The organism is Campylobacter sputorum subsp. sputorum (assembly GCF_008245005.1).
Classification (GTDB): domain Bacteria; phylum Campylobacterota; class Campylobacteria; order Campylobacterales; family Campylobacteraceae; genus Campylobacter_F; species Campylobacter_F sputorum.
The window spans coordinates 868,642-889,170 of record NZ_CP043427.1 but is presented as its reverse complement, the minus strand read 5'-3'; the positions used below and the strand labels follow the sequence as shown (position 1 = coordinate 889,170).

Annotated in this window: 18 protein-coding genes and 2 pseudogenes; 13 read left to right on the top strand and 7 right to left on the bottom strand. The window is 28.8% G+C overall.

Features of this window, described 5'->3' with window-relative positions; genetic code table 11:
- Window positions 1-8: 8 nt before the first annotated feature.
- From pglA to sppA, 6 genes are all read left to right on the top strand, one after another.
- Complete coding sequence (gene pglA, locus CSPT_RS04420; RefSeq protein ID WP_089182490.1) at window positions 9-1,127, top strand: N,N'-diacetylbacillosaminyl-diphospho-undecaprenol alpha-1,3-N-acetylgalactosaminyltransferase; 1,119 nt, start codon at window positions 9-11, stop codon at window positions 1,125-1,127.
- A complete protein-coding gene (gene pglC, locus CSPT_RS04415; RefSeq protein WP_089182489.1) occupies window positions 1,120-1,725 on the top strand; it encodes an undecaprenyl phosphate N,N'-diacetylbacillosamine 1-phosphate transferase in 606 nt (201 codons plus the stop codon). The genes pglA and pglC overlap by 8 nt, the downstream gene beginning before the upstream one ends.
- On the top strand, window positions 1,712-2,305 hold the full coding sequence (gene pglD / locus CSPT_RS04410) for a UDP-N-acetylbacillosamine N-acetyltransferase (RefSeq protein WP_089182488.1): 594 nt from the start codon (window positions 1,712-1,714) through the stop codon (window positions 2,303-2,305). The genes pglC and pglD overlap by 14 nt, the downstream gene beginning before the upstream one ends.
- On the top strand, window positions 2,302-3,519 hold the full coding sequence (gene mqnF / locus CSPT_RS04405; protein ID WP_089182487.1) for an aminofutalosine deaminase family hydrolase: 1,218 nt from the start codon (window positions 2,302-2,304) through the stop codon (window positions 3,517-3,519). Before pglD ends, mqnF begins: the two co-directional genes overlap by 4 nt.
- A 112-nt stretch (window positions 3,520-3,631) precedes the next feature.
- Complete coding sequence (locus tag CSPT_RS04400; RefSeq protein ID WP_089182486.1) at window positions 3,632-4,297, top strand: Cj0814-related protein; 666 nt, start codon at window positions 3,632-3,634, stop codon at window positions 4,295-4,297.
- Window positions 4,298-4,337: 40 nt separating this feature from the next.
- Window positions 4,338-5,204 carry a signal peptide peptidase SppA gene (gene sppA / locus CSPT_RS04395; protein WP_089182485.1) on the top strand — a complete coding sequence of 289 codons (867 nt, stop codon included), beginning with the start codon at window positions 4,338-4,340 and terminating at the stop codon, window positions 5,202-5,204.
- A 1-nt stretch (window position 5,205) separates the two neighbouring features.
- On the opposite strand, the gene CSPT_RS04390 is transcribed toward sppA, so the two are convergent.
- Both CSPT_RS04390 and CSPT_RS04385 read right to left on the bottom strand, forming a co-directional pair.
- A complete protein-coding gene (locus tag CSPT_RS04390; protein WP_089182484.1) occupies window positions 5,206-6,192 on the bottom strand; it encodes a sensor histidine kinase in 987 nt (328 codons plus the stop codon).
- On the bottom strand, window positions 6,189-7,058 hold the full coding sequence (locus tag CSPT_RS04385) for a DUF234 domain-containing protein (RefSeq protein ID WP_089182483.1): 870 nt from the start codon (window positions 7,056-7,058) through the stop codon (window positions 6,189-6,191). The genes CSPT_RS04390 and CSPT_RS04385 overlap by 4 nt, the downstream gene beginning before the upstream one ends.
- Window positions 7,059-7,126: 68 nt before the next feature.
- Here CSPT_RS04385 and CSPT_RS04380 point away from each other — a divergent pair, with 68 nt between their 5' ends.
- From CSPT_RS04380 to CSPT_RS09470, 6 genes and pseudogenes are all read left to right on the top strand, one after another.
- On the top strand, window positions 7,127-8,392 hold the full coding sequence (locus tag CSPT_RS04380) for an aminotransferase class V-fold PLP-dependent enzyme (RefSeq protein ID WP_089182482.1): 1,266 nt from the start codon (window positions 7,127-7,129) through the stop codon (window positions 8,390-8,392).
- A 50-nt stretch (window positions 8,393-8,442) separates the two neighbouring features.
- Window positions 8,443-9,003: a c-type cytochrome gene (locus CSPT_RS04375; protein ID WP_089182481.1), complete on the top strand. Its 561-nt coding sequence runs from the start codon at window positions 8,443-8,445 to the stop codon at window positions 9,001-9,003.
- Between the two features lie 78 nt (window positions 9,004-9,081).
- Window positions 9,082-9,708, top strand: coding sequence for a uracil phosphoribosyltransferase (gene upp, locus CSPT_RS04370; RefSeq protein WP_089182480.1), 627 nt, complete (start codon window positions 9,082-9,084; stop codon window positions 9,706-9,708).
- Between the two features lie 12 nt (window positions 9,709-9,720).
- Window positions 9,721-10,215, top strand: a complete 495-nt coding sequence (gene luxS, locus CSPT_RS04365) for an S-ribosylhomocysteine lyase (RefSeq protein WP_089182479.1) — start codon at window positions 9,721-9,723, stop codon at window positions 10,213-10,215.
- Window positions 10,216-10,437: 222 nt separating this feature from the next.
- A pseudogene (locus CSPT_RS09475) lies at window positions 10,438-11,136 on the top strand (HAMP domain-containing protein); the annotation flags it as partial.
- Window positions 11,137-11,463: 327 nt separating this feature from the next.
- Window positions 11,464-11,994: pseudogene (locus tag CSPT_RS09470) on the top strand (methyl-accepting chemotaxis protein); the annotation flags it as partial.
- A 5-nt stretch (window positions 11,995-11,999) separates the two neighbouring features.
- On the opposite strand, the gene murG reads toward CSPT_RS09470, so the two are convergent.
- The 3 genes from murG to CSPT_RS04345 form a co-directional block, all read right to left on the bottom strand.
- The gene (gene murG, locus CSPT_RS04355; protein WP_089182477.1) at window positions 12,000-13,004 is read right to left on the bottom strand and encodes an undecaprenyldiphospho-muramoylpentapeptide beta-N-acetylglucosaminyltransferase; all 1,005 of its coding nucleotides are present in this window, start codon (window positions 13,002-13,004) and stop codon (window positions 12,000-12,002) included.
- Window positions 12,991-14,175 carry an FtsW/RodA/SpoVE family cell cycle protein gene (locus tag CSPT_RS04350; protein ID WP_089182476.1) on the bottom strand — a complete coding sequence of 395 codons (1,185 nt, stop codon included), beginning with the start codon at window positions 14,173-14,175 and terminating at the stop codon, window positions 12,991-12,993. The genes murG and CSPT_RS04350 overlap by 14 nt, the downstream gene beginning before the upstream one ends.
- Before the next feature lie 62 nt (window positions 14,176-14,237).
- Window positions 14,238-15,302 carry a tyrosine-type recombinase/integrase gene (locus tag CSPT_RS04345; protein ID WP_089182475.1) on the bottom strand — a complete coding sequence of 355 codons (1,065 nt, stop codon included), beginning with the start codon at window positions 15,300-15,302 and terminating at the stop codon, window positions 14,238-14,240.
- A 397-nt stretch (window positions 15,303-15,699) separates the two neighbouring features.
- Between CSPT_RS04345 and CSPT_RS04340 the strand changes: the two genes are divergently transcribed.
- Complete coding sequence (locus tag CSPT_RS04340) at window positions 15,700-16,392, top strand: CPBP family intramembrane glutamic endopeptidase (RefSeq protein ID WP_201261379.1); 693 nt, start codon at window positions 15,700-15,702, stop codon at window positions 16,390-16,392.
- A gap of 294 nt (window positions 16,393-16,686) precedes the next feature.
- Here the strand turns inward: CSPT_RS04340 and CSPT_RS04335 are convergent, their stop codons facing one another.
- Window positions 16,687-17,877, bottom strand: coding sequence for an ABC transporter permease (locus CSPT_RS04335; RefSeq protein WP_089182474.1), 1,191 nt, complete (start codon window positions 17,875-17,877; stop codon window positions 16,687-16,689).
- Entirely contained in the window at window positions 17,877-20,489 is a 2,613-nt protein-coding gene (gene secA / locus CSPT_RS04330) for a preprotein translocase subunit SecA (RefSeq protein ID WP_089182473.1), read from the bottom strand. The genes CSPT_RS04335 and secA overlap by 1 nt, the downstream gene beginning before the upstream one ends.
- Window positions 20,490-20,529 lie beyond the last annotated feature (40 nt).

Below are 20,529 nucleotides of genomic sequence, written 5' to 3'. Positions count from 1 at the left end.
TGTTAAGTATGGCTAAAATCGGTTTTTTATCTCATTCTGATATGAGTATTTATTATTTTAGAGCTCCAATTATGCGTGAATTAAAAAGGCTTGGACACGAAGTTATAGCCATCGAGCCATACGGAGCTTATACAAAGCCTATACAAGAAGAATTTAAAACAATTATATATGAGATAGACAAAGCTAGTTTAAATCCACTAAAAGTTAAAAAAGACACACAAAATTTAGCTTCTATTTTATCAACTCTAAATTTAGATATGCTTCAAACTGCGGCACATAAAAGCAATGTTTTTGGAACTTTTGCAGCAAAAAAAGCTGGTATAAAAGTTGTTTTAAATTTAGTAGAAGGTCTTGGAAGCTTTTATATAGATAATGATATTAAGTCAAAAATTGTAAGATTTACCATAGAAATGCTGTATAAAAAATCATTTGCTCTAAGTAACGGAACTATTTTTGTAAATGATAGCGACCCTGATTATATGATAAAACACAATATAATAAAAAAAGATAAAGTAAAAAGAATAAAAAGCGTTGGTGTGAATGCAAATGAATTTAATCCAAATTTAGTAACTAAGTATGATTTTAAAACTGATAAAAAAATAGTTTTGATGATGGGTAGGGCACTTTGGCATAAGGGCATAAGGGAATTTTATGAAGCCGCAAAGATTTTAAAAGATAGAAGCGATACTAAATTTGTCTTTGTTGGAGATGGATATGAGGGAAATAAAAGTAGTGCTGATAAATCTTTTTTAAATAACCAAAATGTCTTGTGGATAAAATGGAGTGATAGAGTAAAAGAGCTATTAAAAGGCACTTATATCTATGTTTTACCAAGCTATAAAGAGGGTTTTCCAAGAACGGTTTTAGAAGCTATGAGTATGAGTTTGCCTTGTGTTGTAAGCAATGTCAGTGGTTGCAATGAAGCTATCAAAGATGGATATAATGGGCTAATTTGCAATGTTAAAGATAGTAAAGATTTAGCAAACAAGATAGAAACTTTACTAGATAATGAAAATTTAGCAAAACAAATGGGGCAAAATGGTAGAAATTTAGTGCTTGAAAAATACGATCAAAACATTATAACCAAGCAATATATAGAGTATTATAGGAATTTTTTAGATGTATAGGCTATTTTTTAAAAGATTTTTTGATATCGTCGGCTCAGTTTTTCTTATAATTTTAACATCGCCAATAATGTTAATAACATATATAATTATCAAAAAAAATATAAGTAAAAATGCTATTTTTACACAATCTCGCCCAGGTTTAAATGAAAAAATTTTTAAAATTTATAAATTTAAAACAATGAGTGATGAAAAAGACTCAAACGGAGAGCTTTTGCCAGATGATATGCGTTTAAATAGTTGTGGCAAAAAAATTCGCTCTTTAAGCCTAGATGAATTACCGCAACTTTTTAATGTATTAAAAGGAGATATGAGTTTCATTGGCCCTAGACCGCTTTTGATAGAATATCTAAATATCTACAACGATGAACAAAAACTTAGACACAATGTCCGCCCAGGTATCACGGGACTTGCACAAGTTAATGGTAGAAACGCGATTTCTTGGGCTAAAAAATTTGAATATGATGTTTATTATGCTAAAAATTTAAGCTTTTTTTTAGATATAAAAATAGCACTTTTAACCATAAAAAAAGTTATAATTAAAGATGGTATAAGTAAAGAAGGTATGGCTACAACGGAAAAATTTAATGGACAAAACTAAAAATATTTATATATATGGCTCAAGCGGACATGGCAAAGTTGTCGCAGACATAGCAAGATCTTGTGGATATGAAAATATCATTTTTTTAGATGATGCAAGTGATAATAAATTTAACTCAAACTTAGAAAAATTTGATATCATAATTGCTATAGGAGATAATAAAACTCGCCAAAAATTGCAAGAAAAAGTGCAAGAAAGCGGTTTTGATGTAGTAAATTTAATACATCCAAGTGCCATAATTTCACCCAGTGTTAAGTTAAAAACAGGAATTGTAATAATGCCAAATGTAGTAATAAATGCAGATGCTATCATTGGAAACGGCGTTATTTTAAATACAGGTTGTGTGGTTGAGCATGATTGCATTATAGGAGATTTTGCTCATCTTAGTCCAAATGCAAGTCTAGCAGGCGGAGTAAAAGTTGGCAAATTTACTCATATAGGAATAGGCTCTAGCGTCATACAAAAAATTAATATAGGCGATAATACAACAATAGGAGCTGGAAGCGTTGTTGTGCGAGATATAGCTCATAATGTAGTGTCTGTTGGAATTCCAGCTAAAATTATAAAAGAAAAAATATGAAGATAATAAAAGCAAAAAAAATACTAAATTTTGAAAATGCTTTTAAAATTTTGCAAGATAAAGCCATAGCTTTTGAAAAAACCATAATACAAATTGATGATTTTGAAAAACTTAAAAACAAATACAAAAACGCAACCATCATAGATTGCTCAAATGATATAATAGCACCAGGTTTTATAAATACTCACACTCATTTAGAGTTTAGCTCAAATAAAACTTCCCTTGTTTATGGAGATTTTTTAAAATGGGTCGAAAGTATCGTAAAATCTAGAGATAATTTAAGCAAAGAAGCAAATGACAAACTTATAGAAAAAACTATAAAATCTATGATGAAAAGTGGTGTTTGCACGATAGGTGAAATTTCAAGTTTTGGTATAGATTTGGAAATTTGTGCAAACTCACAAGCTAGAATTGTATTTTTTAATGAAATTTTAGGTGCGAGTGATAAAATTTGTGATGATAATTGGGATAAATTTATAAAAAGATTTAATGCTAGTGTAAAATACAAAAATGATAAATTTATACCAGCCATTTCGGTTCATTCGCCATATTCTACACATCCGATACTTACAAAAAAAGCGTGCGAATTTGCTAAAAACAACTCTCTTTTAATGTCTGCGCATTTCTTAGAAAGCAATCATGAAAAAATTTGGCTAACAAAAGGTAGTGGCGGATTTAAAAAATGGCTTTTAAATTTCAACAAAAATCTAGAGCCTATGTATAATATAGATAGTTTTTTAAAATATTTTAAAGATATAAAAACACTCTTCACACACTGTGTTTATGTGGATGATTTTTCTAAATTTGATAAAAAAATGCACTCTATAACGCATTGCGCCTTTTCAAATAGACTTCTTAGCAAAAAAACACTAAATTTAAAAAAATTAATTTTAAGTGGAATTAAACTAAATATCGGCACAGACGGACTTAGCTCAAATATAAGTTTAAATTTTTTTGATGAACTAAGAGCAAATTTGCTAATACACGATAGTTTTGATTTACATAAATTGGCTGAAATTTTATGGATAAGTTCGACAATAAACGCAGCAAATGCGCTAAATTTAAACAGCGGCTTAATTAGTGTTGGAAGATTAGCTGATATTGCTGTTTATGAAAATTTAAAGTGCGAAGATAGTGAACTTCTACTTCAACTTATCTTACAAACAAAAGAGGCAAAAAAACTTTTCATAGGAGGAGATGAATGCAGTTTTTAAAGGCTATCCAAAGCATAAAGCAATTAGACATTAAATATGAATATTAACAATGTGTCTAATAATAATAAGCTTTAATCAAAATATATCAAAAAATCTTTCTTTGGATGATTATATGAGATTAAATAAGCAAGATAAAGCCAAAGCTTATGATCGTTTTGTATCTCCTTTAAGTGGATATACAAGAGATGAAAAACCAGAAATTAGTATCTGGGGAAAGCTTATGGGGTTTGATAAAAATTTTACAACAAAACAAATTAGGGAGCTAAAAGATTTTATTGATTCTAGTAAAGTTTTAGGTATTGACTTAAAATTTCCAGTCTCTTTAGATAAAGCTACATTAGATAAAAATGGACAAATAGTCTCAAAGCCATATTATGTAGATGAATTTATGCAAAAATTTAACTCTATAAGTTTAAAAAAACTACTTGTAGGAGAAACAAGTTTAGAAATTTTTGATAAAAATTTAAGTATAGATGAATTGGCAATTTATGCATTAAAAGAAAGGTTTAACCTTGTTTTATCAAAAGATGATGCAAAAAATGCCATTTCAATATTAGATAAATTAAAAGAAGAAACACAAGAATATAATCCAAAAGAAGAATCAAAGACAAATTTTAAACCTATTGAAGCAGTAAGCATTAAAGAAGCTCTAAAAGACGAAGCTACCAGTGAATTAAGAGAGCTTTATAAAATCATTAAACAAGAATTTGATAACGGCAAAGAAACATTTGATATTTTAGAAAAAATTGCGAAAATTAGAATAAATAAATTAGCGTAATTAAGTAAAAAATTTATAAACTTTTCATAGGAGGAGATGAATGCAGTTTTTAAAGGCTATTTTTGCACCTATTAGATGGATTTTTGAATTTATAAACAAATATTTTAAAACATTTGTTTTTTTATTTATTGTTTATCTAGTGTTTTATAGTGGAGAAAATAAAGACATAACAAACGCAAATCTAAAAGAGATATCATTGCAAGGTGCGATAATATCAAGTTTTGATATATTAAAAGAGATTAAAGACGCACAAGATGATGAAAATATAAAAGGCGTTTTGTTCATAGTTGATAGTCCAGGCGGTGCATTAAGTCCGAGTGTAGAGATATCACTAGCCATAAAATCACTAAACCAAACAAAACCTGTTTTAGTTTATGCAACAGGAACTATGGCAAGTGGAAGTTATCTAAGCAGTATTTGGGCTAGTAAAATTTATGCAAATCCAGGTAGTTTTATAGGCTCAATTGGCGTTATTATGCAAGGATTTAATATAAGCGAATTAGCAAAAAAAGTTGGCGTTAGCGATCAGACGATAAGTGCGGGAGAATACAAGCAAAGCGGCACAATTATGCGTGAATGGAATCAAAAAGAAAAAGCAGCACTTCAAGAATTGGTGGATAAAAGCTATAATTTTTTTGTTAATGAGGTTGCAAATGCTAGAAAATTAGATATAAATAAAAAAGATGAGTGGGCGAATGCTAGAGTTTTTTTAGGGGCTGACGCACTAAAACTTGGGCTTATAGATAAAATTTCAAGCTATTATGAAGCAAGGAATGAACTTGCAAAAATGAGTGGGGTTAGTAATCCATCTTGGAAAGAAAAATCAAATTATGATAAATTTATAGACTCACTTTCAAAACAAAGCACAAAATTAATGATGGATATCTTAGCTCCACGCATTATGTGAATTAAATTTTTAAACTAACACAAAATCTTTTTGGAGAGTTTTTTATACAAATCTCTCCATCATGAGCTTTTATTATCTGTTTGCAAAGGCTTAATCCTAGCCCATTTCCTTTTAATTTTGTTGTTTTAAATGGCTCAAAAAGTATATTGTCGTCTTCTATGGCAACACCGCTATCATACACTTCAAACTCATAAGTGGTATTAGTTTTATAAAAATTTATCTCAACTTTTCCACTATCGTTATCATCACTTTCTATAGCATCAATTGCATTAAAAATTAAATTTTGAAATACCATAGAAAGCAAGTCTTTATCGCCAACATAAGGACAACTTTCAAATTTAAATTCAAATGATATATCTTTTGAATATGTGTATAATTTAACAACATCTTCACACTCGTTTTTTAAAGAAATTAGATCAAATTTATATTTGTTTGGCACAACACCTTTTGTAAAAAGCAGTGTTGCTTTTATGATACGCTCAACTCTCCAAATAGCCTTTTGCATCTCTTCTAATATCGGTTTATTTTTATCATCAATTCTTTTTAAAAGAGTTGATGAAAGTAGGGCAATTGAACCTATTGGGTTTCTTATCTCATGAGCAAGATGAGCTGAAACTTGCCCCATAGATGCTAGCCTTTCGCTTCTTTTTTCATTTGTTATATCATTTGCAGAGATTATAGTTTTGTCATCTTTTTGTTTTATAATAACTTGAAAATATGACGCTTTTAAATTTATTTCTTGCCTTGGTTCTTTTAAATTTATAAGTTCAAGCAAAAATCCCAAACTCTCAGCTTCGCTATTTTGCAAAAATACACTTCCATCTTGATTTATAACCCAAAGGGCAGTTGGAAGTGCTTCTACTATGCTTTTTATAAAACTTTGCAAACTAATATATGATTCATTTAACGCTTTATACTCTTTTTCTATCAAATAAGTTTGTTCTATAAGATTTTCTAAACTATTTTTTATATCTTTGTTGTTATTCATAGCAATTCCTTAAAATTTTCTATACTAAAAAGTGTAATATTTTCATTTTTTTCTTTTAAAAGCTCATTGCTAAAACCACTTTTTGAAATCAAAACTATTTTTGCTGGTTTTATGCCAAGTTTATCGCATTTTTTAAGTAAAACATTTATAACATTTTTACAAATTTTTTTATTTTTATATTTTACTTCGCCAACTATATAGCCAATTTTGGATTTTATAAATATATCTATCTCGATATCTTTATCCCAGTAACTTACTATCTCAAATGGTGGGATTTTAAGCCTACTTGCTATGATTTCTTTAGCAAGAAGTTCAAATGGCAAACTTGCGTAATTATCAAAATCTTCCATTATAATTTCCATCATCAAATCATATTTACCAAGCTCTATTAATTTTAAATTTGGCTCTATAAATCTAAACCAAAATCTTGTAAAATTATTTTTAAAATGGAGTTTATCCTGTATGGTGTATCTTCTTAGTTCTTTTTTTATCTTTTCTTTTTTATCTTTTATGATAGGTTTTTCGCTACTTTTTTCTATGTAAATAAGATCACTAAATAAAATATTTGTATAGATAATATGAGCTAATCCTCTTGGAAAAAGCTTAAAAACATAGTTTTGTTTTCTATCGTTTTTGGATAACTTATAAAGTGCTTTTGATATAAGTTTTTGATGTTTGCTATCAAAATAAAATCTTTTTTTTAGCTCATCAACTTTATATAAAATTTCATATCTAATAGCCTCAAATACATCATAATACTTTGGAGTTATTTCATATGCATCAAATACAAAATGAAATTCTATCAAAGAATATATATCTAAATGTTTATGTGTTTGATAAGTGGATTTTAAAGTATAAATTTTCATACTCCTTTCGTGTATTTTAACATATTTTTGTTATAATTTTGCAATTTTTAAAAAGATTGGAAAAGATATTGACTTTTGAAGATTTAAAAAAAGATATTATTTTAAAAGATGGAATTTATTATTTTGATTTTACGGCCTCCGGACTTGCTTGTAAAAGCGTAGAAGAGCAAATTTCATCGATACTTTTAACATATGCAAACACACACTCTGAATGTTCAAGTTGTGCAAGAACCACAACACAGCATTATGAAAAAGCCAGAAGAGAGCTTAAAAAACTACTTGAGTTAAATGATGAATTTTACCTTATGCCTTGTGGATACGGCTCAAGCGGGGCTATGAAAAAATTTCAAGAATTGCTTGGAATTTATATTCCACCAATGCTAAGAAATAGACTAAATCTAAAAAATAGCGACATAAAAAATATACCTCTTTTTATAGTTGGCCCTTATGAACATCATTCAAATGAAGTGAGTGCGAGATTGGCACTTTGTGAGTGTGTTAGAATAAAATTTGATAATAATAAAAATGTCGATATGAATATGCTTGAAGATGTGCTTAAAAAAAATCAAAATAGAGAGATAATTGCGAGTTTTAATGTCTCTTCAAATGTTACTGGAATTTTTAGTAACTATAAAGAAATATATAGGCTTGTTAAAAAATACAACGGCATTTTGGCTCTTGATAGCTCTACTTATAGCCCATATGGAAATTTAGATTGTAATTTTTATGATGCTATGTTTTTATCTCCTCATAAATTAATAGGAGGCATTGGAAGCTCTGGTTTGCTTATAATAAAAAAAGAACTTTGCAAAAGCAATCTTCCAACTTTTGCAGGAGGCGGCACTGTTTCATATGTAAGTAGAATTTCGCAAAGTTTTATTCATGATAAAGAGCAACTAGAGCAGGGCGGAACACCTGGTATAATACAGCTTATAAGGGCTCATCTTGCTTATAGGATAAGAAATCAGTTAGGATTTGAAAATATAAAAAATAAAGAGTTAGAACTTAAAAGTTATTTTGAGCCAAAATTTGAAAGTATAAAAAATATCATTACATATTATCCAAAAAATCAATCACGATTGCCTATTTATTCTTTTAATTTTAAAGATAAATCTCCTTATGATATAACAGAAATTTTAAGCAATAAATTTGGCATCCAAGCAAGAGCAGGGTGTGCTTGTGCTGGTCCATATGGTCATGATTTATTAAATTTACAAGATGATGGATATTTTAAAGAGCGTCCCGGCTTTGTTAGGATAGGATTACATTACACGCACAATAAAGATGATCTGGATTATTTACTTGGTGCTTTAAATGATATTTCTAATTATTAGCCTTTTTTTGATATAATCTTACTTTTTAAATTTAAAAAAGGATTTACTGTATGAAAAAAATTTTACATATTGCCTCTTTGTTGCTTTTATCAAACATTGTTTTTGCTGCAGAAACTTATGTTATAGAAGCTAAAGGTGAATTTGGAAAAGAGCTTCAAAATTTGATACAAAAATATGCTAAAGATCAAAATGTAAGCATAAACACTTATGAACGCTCACAAGCACCGGCATCTACTGGCGGCGGGATTAGTTTTGGTGTAAATACAAACTATGCATACGATGTTAATAGGGGAGAAGAGCTATATAAAGCAAACTGTTTTAGCTGTCATGGAGAAAAAGGCACAAAAAGAGCTATGGGAACATCTAAGAAATTAAGCCAAATAAGTGCAGAAGAGATAGAATCTTCTTTTAGAGCCTATCAAGTAGATAGCGATCATGGCGGAAATTATAGAGATCTTATGAGACCAGTTGCATTTAAAACTTCAAATCCAGAACTTGGTTCTATAATCGCTTATCTAAAAGGTCCAAATGCTTTGCAAAAAAGTGGTGCAAAAAACGAAAATAAAGATATACAAACAACGCCTACTCCACAAGGAAGTTATTTAAAATAAACTTTGAATATTTTTCAGTCAAAGCGAATTTAAATTTTGATATAATACCTTAAAATTTATTAAATTTTAAGGTATAAAATGAAAAATATTAAACTTATATCACATCCATTAATTGAACATAAACTAAGTTTTTTAAGAGATAAAAACACAGATCCTTTTCAGTTTCGCTTATTAGTTGATGAGATAACTTATTTGATGTTGTTTGAAGCTTGTAGTGATTTTGAACTAAAAGACACAACTATAAAAACTCCAATTTGCGAAACAAAATCAAAAAAACTAAAAACAAAAGTAACTATTTGTCCTATTTTAAGAGCTGCACTTGGTATGCTAGATGGTGTATTTAGGCTTATTCCAGATGCTAGTGTTGGTTTTTTAGGATTTCAAAGAAATGAAAAAACATTACAAGCTGAATTTTACTACTCAAAATTGCCAAAAGATGTTGAAAAAAATATAGTCATCATAATAGATCCTATGTTTGCAACAGGTTCTACTGCTATAAGTGCAGTTAAGCACTTAAAAGAGCAAGGCGTTAAAGACATTAAATTTATATCTTTAATAGCAGCACCGCAAGGAATTGAGAAATTTAGCAAAATTTATCCAGATGTTGATGTTTATTTGGCAGCTATTGATGAAAAATTAAACGAAAAAGGTTACATAGTTCCTGGACTTGGCGATGCTGGAGATAGGATATTTAATACATTATAAAAAGGATAAAAAATGCCACTTTTAGATAGTTTTAAAGTTGATCACACAAAAATGAATGCACCAGGAGTTAGGCTTGCTAAAACAATGAAAACGCCAAAAGGTGATGATATAAGTGTTTTTGATCTTAGATTTTGCAAACCAAATGTAGATATTTTGCCACCAAAAGGAATGCATACATTAGAGCATCTTTTTGCAGGTTTTATGAGAGAGCATTTAAATTCAAATAGTGTTGAAATTATAGATATTTCGCCTATGGGATGTAGAACTGGCTTTTATATGAGTCTTATAGGCATACCTTGTGAAGAAGAAGTTATAAATGCTTGGAGTAAAAGTATGAAAGATGTTTTAGATGTAAAAACACAAAATGATATACCCGAGCTAAACAAATATCAATGCGGTAGCTACGAAATGCACTCTCTTAGTGAGGCAAAAAATATCGCAAAAAATATTTTAGATGCAAAAATTTGCATTATAAATAACGAAGAAATTAAACTAAATATCATTTAAATTTAGTTTAATTTATAAATGAATTATTTTAATTACAATATTTATTTATATTGTAATTAAAATACCCAAAATAAACTACATTTCATTTAAATAAGTTCTGTTTTTATTACACTACAATTTAAAATTAAGAATACTTTTGATAAGATAATGGTTTATAAAAAATTAATATAAGGTAAAAATTTGTTTAAGTTAAACACAATTAATAAAAAAATTATCATTAGTATGGTTATTGTTCTTTTTGTAAGCTTTTTTATTCTTTTTATTATGATACAAAGAGAGTTTTATAATTTTACTAGAAATGCTAGTGAGGATAACTTAAATATGTTAAGTATGTCCATATATCAAACAGTAAAAACATCTATGAATACAGGAGATCCAGCCATCATAGAAAAAACTGTAAATGAAGCTAGTAGTATAAAAGGTGTTGAAAATTTAAACATATACCCATCAAAAGCAGTTATAGAAACTTTTGGATTAAAAGAAATTGTATTAAATGATGAAATAATAAAAAATCAGTTTATCAAGCCAAATAATCTAAATTTACAATCCGAAGATGATAATGGAAGCTCTCATTTAAGGCTTGTAAGACCATTTTTGGCAAAAGATGAGTGTCTTATGTGTCATACATCTTCTAAAAAAGGAGATGTTTTAGGGGTTATGGATTTATCATATTCTTATGATAAAATAGATGATGATATAGCAAAAAACTCATATAAATTTATATTAATAATATTAATAGCTTTTGTTATCACAATAGCCATTTTGATTTTTGTTTTGAAAAAAGTTGTTATAAAACCGATACTAGAACTTCTTAGTAAGGCAAAAAATTTATCAAGTGGAAATGGCGATTTAAGTGCTAGAATAAGTATAAAAAGTAGTGATGAAATAGGGCAGAGTTGCCAAAATATAAACTCTTTTATATCCAGCATCCAAAAAATCATTTCTACTGCCAAAACTAGTGCAAAAGATGTAGAAGATCAAACATTATTGTTAAATGATAGTTCAAATACTCTACTTGTTAGCTCAAATAAAGGAAGAGAGCAGAGCAAAGCATCATATGATATAGCTAAAAATATAGATGAAACTCTAGTTACTTCATCAAAGCTTGCAAAAAAAGCAGATAAACTAAATAAAGATTCATTAAATGAGTTATCAAATATGTTAAATTTACTCTTGGTAGTAAATAATCACATAAACCTAGCAAGTTTAAAAGAACAAGACATATCAAATAGCTTGCAAGTCATAGTTTCTCAAACAAATGATATGAAAAATATAATAGATATAATAAGCGATATCGCAGAGCAAACTGAGTTGTTAGCACTTAATGCTGCCATAGAAGCTGCTCGTGCCGGAAGCGAGGGTAGAGGGTTTGCGGTAGTTGCTGATGAAGTTAGAAAATTAGCCGAAAAAACGCAAGAATCCATAATAAATATAAATACAAATACACAAAGTATCATAAAAAATATCAATTCGCTTTATTCATCGTTACAGGAAAATGTAGATGGAATGAATAAATTAAATGAAAATGCAAATGAGCTATCATCTAAAGCTAAAATATCTGAACAAACTACTCAAAATGCCATAGAGATAGCAAAAGAAATAGAATCAAAGATTATAGAAATATCATCTTTTATAAAAGAGTTTTTACAAGAAGCTAAAAATTCGGTTGAAATAAGCAACAAAAATCAAGCCATTTCAAAACAACTAGTTGATATAGCAAACAAACTAAACTTAGTAACTAAAAATTTAGAAGATGATTTAAATAAATTTAGCGTTTAGCTAAGTTAAGCCAAAATTTCATCAACTATTATTTTGGCTCCATTTTTTTCTATAATATTTGCTAATCCGCTAGAAATTTTGGCTAAATTTATATTGTCAATGTGTCGTAAAACAGTGTTTTTATCTACATTTTTTTGCTCTATTAAAACACAAAGATTTTTTTCATATAAAAACTTGGCATTATAAAACTGATGGTTTTTAGCGGCAAATGGAAAAGGTATAAAAATACAAGGAAGCCTGTTTGCACAAAGTTCCCAAAGCGAACTTGCCCCAGCTCTACTTATGCAAAGATCTGCTTTTTTCATACTTTCTTCTATATTTTTGGAAAAAGCAAAAACTTCAGCTTCTACTCCAAGTTTTTCGTATTTTTGTTTTATTTCATCAAATTCTCTCAAGCCACACTGATGGATTATTTTTATATTTTTTTCTTTTAGGCTTAAAGCTAATTCTAATGCTAGAGAATTTATAAATTTAGCCCCCTGAGAGCCGCCTAAAAACATTATAGTTTTTAGCTCATTTCGCACTCTTGCGGATTCAAAAAACTTCAAATTTACAGGATAACTATAAAATTTACCCTCATAAGAACTAAAAAACTTTTTGGCAAATTTTTTTATAAATTTATTTAACTTTCCAGTAACTGCGTTTTGCTCGTGTATATAAATTTCTTTTTTTGTTAAAATTCCAGCAAATGCAGCAGGAGCGGCACTATATCCACCAACACAAACTATTTTTTTTATGCTATGCTCTCTAAAAATACTCATACATTTAAATGAAAGTTTTATAGTATTTAATAAAGAAAAAAGCTTAGAAAAGCCTTTTTTATCCACAACTCCACTACTTGGTAAAAAATATTTATGCCTAAAACCATTGTCATTTTCAAACCAAAGTTTATCTTGTCCGTTTTGCGAACCTATAAAAATAGTTTTTTCGCCTCTTTTATTTAACTCTTCGCAAAGAGTTTTAGCTATAATCAAATGCCCGCCAGTTCCGCCACCGCTAATTGCTATCATCTCTAACCTTTTTTGAAGTTTTCTTTGCAAGCATCAAAACCATTCCAATACCAATACTTGTTGCAAGAAGTGAGCTACCCCCATAGCTTAAAAATGGCACAGGAATTCCTTTAAGCGGGATTATAGAGCTTACACCATAAGAGTTTATTATAAAAGCTGTAAAAATCATAAGAGCAATACCCAAAGAAAATAGATGATAAACCTTATTTTCGCTTCTTGCAGAAATTTTAAGTATCAAAAATATAACTATAAACATTAAAAAAGCAATAAAGCTAAAACCAACAAATCCTATCTCTTCGCTAATCCCAGCAAGCACAAAGTCTGTATGAACATCTGGCAAAAAACCAAGTTTATAACTTCCAAAACCAAAACCTTGTCCGTAAATAGAGCCATATTTGATAGCATTTAGTGAATTTGCAACTTGTCCGGTTTGCTCTAATACAACTTCCACTCTTAAATGACTGGCCAAATCATCAGGCAAAAACTTTAAAAAAATATCTTGAGCATAAGCCCACCAGTTTATTATACGATTAAGCCTATGGCTTGTGGATAATATCGCAACAACTGCAACTCCAATAGAAAGGATAAAACCCATCATAAAAAGCTTGAAACTAGTTCCTGCAAAAAGTGCCAAAAATATAAGTATAACGGCTAAAACGGCAATTTGTCCGAGATCATTTTGCATAAAAGCTATTAAAAATACATAAAATAAAAATAAAAGTATGTAAGGTATCAAAATTTTTATCTCGGTTTTAAAGCTTTTTTTACTACCATCAATCTTTCTTGAAAAACTCCATGCAAGACAATATATAAAACCTATTTTAAAAAATTCAACAGGTGATATGGCAAAAAATGGAGTATGAATCCATCTTTTTGCACCATTTACAACTCTAGCGATAGAAGAGGGCATAAAAGGCATCGAAATCATTAAAATAGTAAAAATTATAAAAAATAAAACTCCTATCCTAAAAAGCCACTTATCTGGATCAAGCCTAGATAAAAACCACATTATAAATATAGATAAACTTCCAGCTACAAACTGCCTTAATAAAAAGTGATACATCGGGTAATCATTTCTTGCAACAAAATATATAGGCAAAGAAAAAGAAAAAATTATACCTATTGTAATAAGCAAAGAGCAAACATAAAAAAGTGATCTATCTGGACTCAAATTTAAAACCTACATAGTAAAATGAATTTGATATTTTATATAAATTTAACTTTATTTTATATTTATTGTTCATTTAAATCTTCTGCAATTTTTGCTGCTAATTTTAGCTTTTGTGAGTCAAAATGGGTATAAATTCTAGATGTATTTAAACTAGCATGTCCCAAAGCTTCTTGTATCAAAACTAAGTCTTTTTGTTTTTTATAAAGCATTGTAGCAAAAGTGTGGCGAAGCATATGAGCGCCATTTTTTTCTTTTCTAATGCCGGCTTTAAATAAAATTTGCTCTACAATCCTACTTACATAAGCTTGTGTTAAACGACCGCCATTTTTATTTATAAAAAGAAAACCTTCTTTGTTGTTATAATTTGTTTCAAGTAAATTTAAATACTCACTTATCAAGTGTTGTTTTATCATAACAATGCGGTATTTATTGCCTTTGCCTCTTATCCTTATGACAAAAAGATCGCCATCTTCTACGATATCTTTTCTTTTTAAATTTAAAGCCTCACTAACCCTAATTCCAGTAAATAAAATAAGTTTTATGATACATCTGTTTCTAGGGGTATTTGTTTTAAAATCACTCTCATCGATTGCATTTAAAAATCTTTTGGCTTCATCTTCGCTCATATATTCAGGCAGTTTATTGCCACTATTTCCACTAATACCACCCCAGTTTTTAAGCTCTATATCAAAAATATGAGCAGAGCCATTTTCTTCATTTTGTTTATCTAAAAAACTAAAAAAATTTATAACGCTTATCCTATAGTTTTTTTTACTAGCATCGCTTAATGCTCCTGTTGCACTTGCTAGAATTTCACTTAATAACTCTTCATCAATCTGTTTTAAACTATCTAAATTGTAAATCAAAAGTTGTTCATATATCTTTTTAAGTGGATTAAAATAAGTATTTACGCCGCCAATGCCAGCATTTCTTGCTTTTTTTACAAGCCCATCAAGCTCGTGTATATTTTCAACACCTTTTGTAAGAGAGTAATTTACTGATGCTAAAGCTTTTTGATCCCTTAAGTCTTTATTAGAAAGAGAGCTTATCTTAAATTTAACATATCTTGTAAGCCAAAAGAGTAGGGATGAGTTAAAATCCTCTTTGCAATCTAATTTAAACTTCATAAAACACCTTGTTAAATTTAAACAATATTATACATTAAATATCTTTAAATTTGTTTTGAAAAGTGCATAGAAATTTATCTTATATGATATCAGTATTTTAATACATTTTATTTTACTATTTATAATTAGATAAAAGGTAAAATCGTAACTTATTTTATATTTTATATTGAAAACTATAATTTTCAAACTTTTTTATATTTGTAAATTTACTCTCTTTTGATAATTTTCAAAGCTCTTATTTTAGGTAAATTTGAAACTTTACTTTTTGAATTATAAAAACTTATCCATATAAATTTAATGTTAATAATATGTATAAAATAATTTAAATAAATTTAAGATTGGAGAATTTATTTACTAAATTTTTGATAAAATGCTTCGAAAAATTTAAGGAATTTGTTTGAATAAAATTACTACTCTTAGATGGTTTGATATTTTAATCATCACTTTTATTATGTTTTTTCTCGCGATTTATAGCTCAACTTTGCAGTATTTTGCCCTATCAAATGAAATGGTTAGTTTAGATGAAAATTTAAGTTTTTCACCAAGTGATAACTATATAGCCATTTTAACTGAATTTTTCTATCTAGTTTTAGTTTATTTTTATCTTAAATTTAGGAAATTTGATTTTAGTGTTTTCACAAATAGGATTAAATTTAACCTAAAAGCTCTATTTCAAGGTATTTTAATTTTTATTTTTATAGCTACTATTTTTGATTTATATTTTATTTTAATTAGTTGTTTTTTGGAGCCTATTAATTTAAAAGCTGATGCTGTAAATTTAGTTAAATTTGATATGTCTATCATTTTGTTTGCTTTGATAAATGGTTTTTTTGAAGAGATTTTTTTCTTAGGAATTTGCCTTTTTGTTAAAAAAGAGTATATTAAATTTGCTTTTTTATATAGCTTAATTATTAGATTTAGTTTTCACACTTATCAAGGAGTTGAAACAGCTTTTGTAATAGGATTTGTTTTAGGATATATCTTTTATCTTTTATATGGCAGGATTAAAAATTTGGTTCCATTTTTTGTAGCCCACTCTATTGGTGATATGATAGGAGTATCAATGTGGTTTTTTATGCTTTTAAACTAATTAATAAACTTTTAGCCTACCCTACCCGCCAAAATATATATTTTACTTTTAAAATTTAAAAAACTTAAATAAATACAAAAATAGAAAAACCCTTGCTAGTCTAAAACAACAGATTCATCGTTATTTATATTTTAGTTGTATAAAAATATTTTTGTTTCTTGGCGGGGCATCGATTTGTTATAAAATATCTTAAATAATTTCTTTTATCATCACTCTTTAAAAATGAAGTATTTTACTCTAGTGCTTGAAAATAAGATACTTTTATCTTAATATGATAAATTATTTTATCTTTTATTACTCATTTCTAAGAGTTTGCAAAACATCGACTTGTGTTGCTTTTTTTGCAGGATAATACGATGAAACAGCTACTATTATTATGGCTCCAACAACTATCATAACAAAATCCAAAATAGAAAGCTCCATAGGTAATTTTGAACTTCCATAAACATCTGCTGGCAAATTTACTATATCAAAACTTCCAAGCAACCAAACTCCAAAAAGTCCCAGTAAAACGCCTATGATTATACCTCCGCCCCCTATTACACTACCAAGAAAAAAAAAGCTTTTTTTTATCTCAGATTTACTTGCGCCAAGAGCTAAAAGAAGAGCGATTTCTTGCCTTCTATTCATAACTGTCATAAGAAGAGAACTTATTATGTTTAAAGAAGCAACTAGTATTATAAGCATTAAAACTATAAAAAGTGCCCTCTTTTCAAGCTTTAGGGCTGAAAAAAAGTTGCCATTTTGCTCCCACCAACCTATAGCCCTTGCATTTTGAGGAAGTTGTGATTTTATAGTTTTTATATCATTAAATGGATCTTTTGAATAAACATGAATTCCATCATAAATTCCACTTTCATATCCTAAAACTTTTTGCAAAGCTTGATTTGTAACATACACATAGCTTTTATCATACGCTATAAGACCTGATCTAAATGTTGATTTTACATCAAACCTTTTTATCTTTGGCATGATAGAAAATCCACCAGCATCGGCTTTGGTAAAAATTAGCGTGATTTTATCATTTTGCGATAATAAAAACATATCACTAAGCCCTTTACCTATAAGTGCATCAAATTCGTCAAATTTTATATCTTTTATAGCATCATTTACAACTTTATTTATATCTTTTTCGTATTTGAAATCTACGCCAAATACTGCAACCCCTTCTAGTCTATCGCCGTATTTTGCAACACCTTGAGTTGTGATATATGGACTAAATTTGAGATTTGTAAATTTACTTCTTAACTCATTGACATTTTCATCATTTATACCGCCTTTTGTAAGGCTAATTATAGTTATGGGATAATTCATGGTAAAAAGTTTTCTCTCAAATTCTTTATCAAAACCATTCATTATAGCCATTGCTATTATTAACACCATAAGCCCTATAGCAACACCAAGAAAAGCGAGTAATGCACTAAGCATTATAAAAGGCTGGGTTTTATCAAATCTTAAATATTTAAAAACAAGATATTTTACCATTAAGCAAAAAGACCTTTTTTAGGACCACTTTTTCCACAACAATCTTTATATTTTTTGCCGCTTCCACAAGGGCAAGGCTCATTTCTGCGAATTTTTCTTTCTTTATTTACAATTGGCTGTCTTTTTGAGTTAGTTTCTTGCTGTTCTTCGTCTTTATTAAATTTGATATCTTCATTTTTTTCTTCAAGTTTTCTCAATGCTTCTTCTGCTTCTATATCTTCTCTTGTTTTAAACTGAACTATTTGAAGAGATTTTATGCTATCAAATTTAAGCCTATTAACAAGCTCCATAAAAAGATTATAACTCTCTTTTTTATACTCTACTAAAGGATCTTTATGATTATATCCTCTCAAACCTATGCCAGTTTTTAGAACATCCATTTGATACAAATGTTCTCTCCAAGCTGTATCAACAACTTGCAAATAAAGCACTTTTTCTATATGTTTTCTTTGCTCCATATCAATAAAGCTCATTTTTGCTTCATAAGATTGTTCTAAAATTTCATTTATTTTTTGAGCTAAATCATCATAATCAAGTCCCAACAAATCTTCTTTTTGTATATGTGTGCCACAATCATTTTCTATTATACTTACAACACCATCTATATCAAAATTATCTTTTATGCTTCCATGGAAAATTTCTAAGTTATCTAAAACATTGGCTATATACTCTGATCTGTTTAATTTTATTTTATCACTTAAATCATAGTTTTCATCAAGAAGTTCATTCCTATATCTATATATGGTTTTTCTTTGTTCATTTGCAACATCATCATATTCTAATATATGTTTTCTTGACTCAAAATGCAAACTTTCAACTTTCTTTTGAGCATTTTCAACAGCTCTTGTAACCATTTTTGATTCTATATGTTCTCCATCTTTGATACCAAGTCTTTCCATGATGTTTTTTATCTTATCACTTCCAAAAATTCTAAGCAAATTATCTTCTAAGCTTAGATAAAACCTGCTCTCTCCCGGATCACCTTGACGACCGGAACGACCTCGAAGTTGATTATCTATCCTTCTACTTTCATGCCTTTCTGTTCCTATGATATAAAGTCCGCCAAGAGCTTTTATTTCGTCACTTATCTTAATATCAACACCGCGTCCTGCCATATTTGTAGCTATAGTTACAGCACCTTTTGCACCTGCATCCATTATAATCTCGGCTTCTTTTTCATGGTTTTTAGCATTTAAAACTGAGTGAGGAATTTTCGCTTTAACCAAAAGTTCATGAAGTTTTTCACTTTTTTCAATAGAAGCAGTTCCTACTAAAACCGGCTGCCCGTTTGAATTTGCCCTTCTTATCTCTTTTATAACTGCTTCAAATTTCTCTCTTTCTGTTTTATAAATAAGGTCATTTTGATCTTTTCTTATAACAGGCACATTTGTCGGAATGGATATAACATCTAATCCATAAATTTGAGAAAACTCAGTAGCTTCGGTTTGTGCTGTTCCTGTCATGCCAGAAAGTTTTTCATAAAGTCTAAAATAATTTTGAAAAGTAATATCAGCTAAAGTTTGGCTTTCTTCTTGAATTTTAACACTCTCTTTTGCTTCTAGTGCTTGATGAAGACCCTCGCTATAACGCCTCCCCTCACTAAGTCTTCCTGTAAATTCATCAACTATTACTATTTCCCCGTTTCTTACTACATAATCAACATCTTTGTGAAATATATTATGAGCTTTTAATGCTTGATCTAAATGATGGCTTAAGATTGCATTATCTAAACTATAAAGATTTTCTACCCCAAAAAGTTTTTCTGCTTTTGTAATGCCTTCTTCTGTTATCATTACGGTTTTGTTTTTTTCATCTATAGTAAAATCCCCAGTTGCTTTTTCCTCTGGAGTTTTGGGAGCTTCGCCCCTTATCATTTGTTTTGCAACTTCATTTGCCCTTATATATCCATCTAAAGTTCTATTTGTTGGACCAGATATTATTAGCGGTGTTCTTGCTTCATCTATTAAAATACTATCAACTTCATCAACTATTACAAAATTGTGTTCTCTTTGGACTTTTTGATCTGCTGAAAATTTCATATTATCACGGAGATAATCAAAACCAAACTCGTTATTTGTTCCATAAGTTATATCAGCACCATAAGCTTCTTGCCTACTTTTGTCATCGTGAATACTATTTAATACAACACCAACACTAAGCCCCAAAAAGTTATATAAAACACCCATTTGCTGTGCGTCTCTTTTGGCAAGATAATCATTTACAGTAACAACATGAACGCCCTTGCCACTCATTGCATTTAAAACAACAGGAAGTGTAGCCACCAAAGTCTTACCCTCGCCTGTTTTCATCTCAGCAATCTTTCCGTCATTTAAAACCATGCCTCCGATGAGTTGAACATCAAAATGCCTCATATTTAAAACTCTTTTTGATGATTCTCTAACTATGGCAAAAACATCATTTAAAACTTCATTTTGAGTTTTTTTACCATTTTTTATATCTTCTCTTAAAGCATTAAAAGTTGATTTTAGCTCATCATCGCTATAATTTTGATATTTTGATTCTAAAGCATTAATGGCTTTTATCTTTGAAAAATATTTTTTTACTTCTCTATCATTTTTTGTTCCAAAAACTTTTCTAATTGCTGAAATCATTATATAAACACCTTTTTTTAAATTTAAGCTAATATTCTAT

Coding starts and splice junctions, on each gene's coding strand:
- pglA (WP_089182490.1), top strand. CDS start 9: ATGGCTAAAATCGGTTTTTTATCTCATTCTGATATGAGTATTTATTAT.
- pglC (WP_089182489.1), top strand. CDS start 1,120: ATGTATAGGCTATTTTTTAAAAGATTTTTTGATATCGTCGGCTCAGTT.
- pglD (WP_089182488.1), top strand. CDS start 1,712: ATGGACAAAACTAAAAATATTTATATATATGGCTCAAGCGGACATGGC.
- mqnF (WP_089182487.1), top strand. CDS start 2,302: ATGAAGATAATAAAAGCAAAAAAAATACTAAATTTTGAAAATGCTTTT.
- CSPT_RS04400 (WP_089182486.1), top strand. CDS start 3,632: ATGAGATTAAATAAGCAAGATAAAGCCAAAGCTTATGATCGTTTTGTA.
- sppA (WP_089182485.1), top strand. CDS start 4,338: ATGCAGTTTTTAAAGGCTATTTTTGCACCTATTAGATGGATTTTTGAA.
- CSPT_RS04390 (WP_089182484.1), bottom strand. CDS start 6,192: ATGAATAACAACAAAGATATAAAAAATAGTTTAGAAAATCTTATAGAA.
- CSPT_RS04385 (WP_089182483.1), bottom strand. CDS start 7,058: ATGAAAATTTATACTTTAAAATCCACTTATCAAACACATAAACATTTA.
- CSPT_RS04375 (WP_089182481.1), top strand. CDS start 8,443: ATGAAAAAAATTTTACATATTGCCTCTTTGTTGCTTTTATCAAACATT.
- upp (WP_089182480.1), top strand. CDS start 9,082: ATGAAAAATATTAAACTTATATCACATCCATTAATTGAACATAAACTA.
- luxS (WP_089182479.1), top strand. CDS start 9,721: ATGCCACTTTTAGATAGTTTTAAAGTTGATCACACAAAAATGAATGCA.
- murG (WP_089182477.1), bottom strand. CDS start 13,004: ATGATAGCAATTAGCGGTGGCGGAACTGGCGGGCATTTGATTATAGCT.
- CSPT_RS04345 (WP_089182475.1), bottom strand. CDS start 15,302: ATGAAGTTTAAATTAGATTGCAAAGAGGATTTTAACTCATCCCTACTC.
- CSPT_RS04335 (WP_089182474.1), bottom strand. CDS start 17,877: ATGGTAAAATATCTTGTTTTTAAATATTTAAGATTTGATAAAACCCAG.
- secA (WP_089182473.1), bottom strand. CDS start 20,489: ATGATTTCAGCAATTAGAAAAGTTTTTGGAACAAAAAATGATAGAGAA.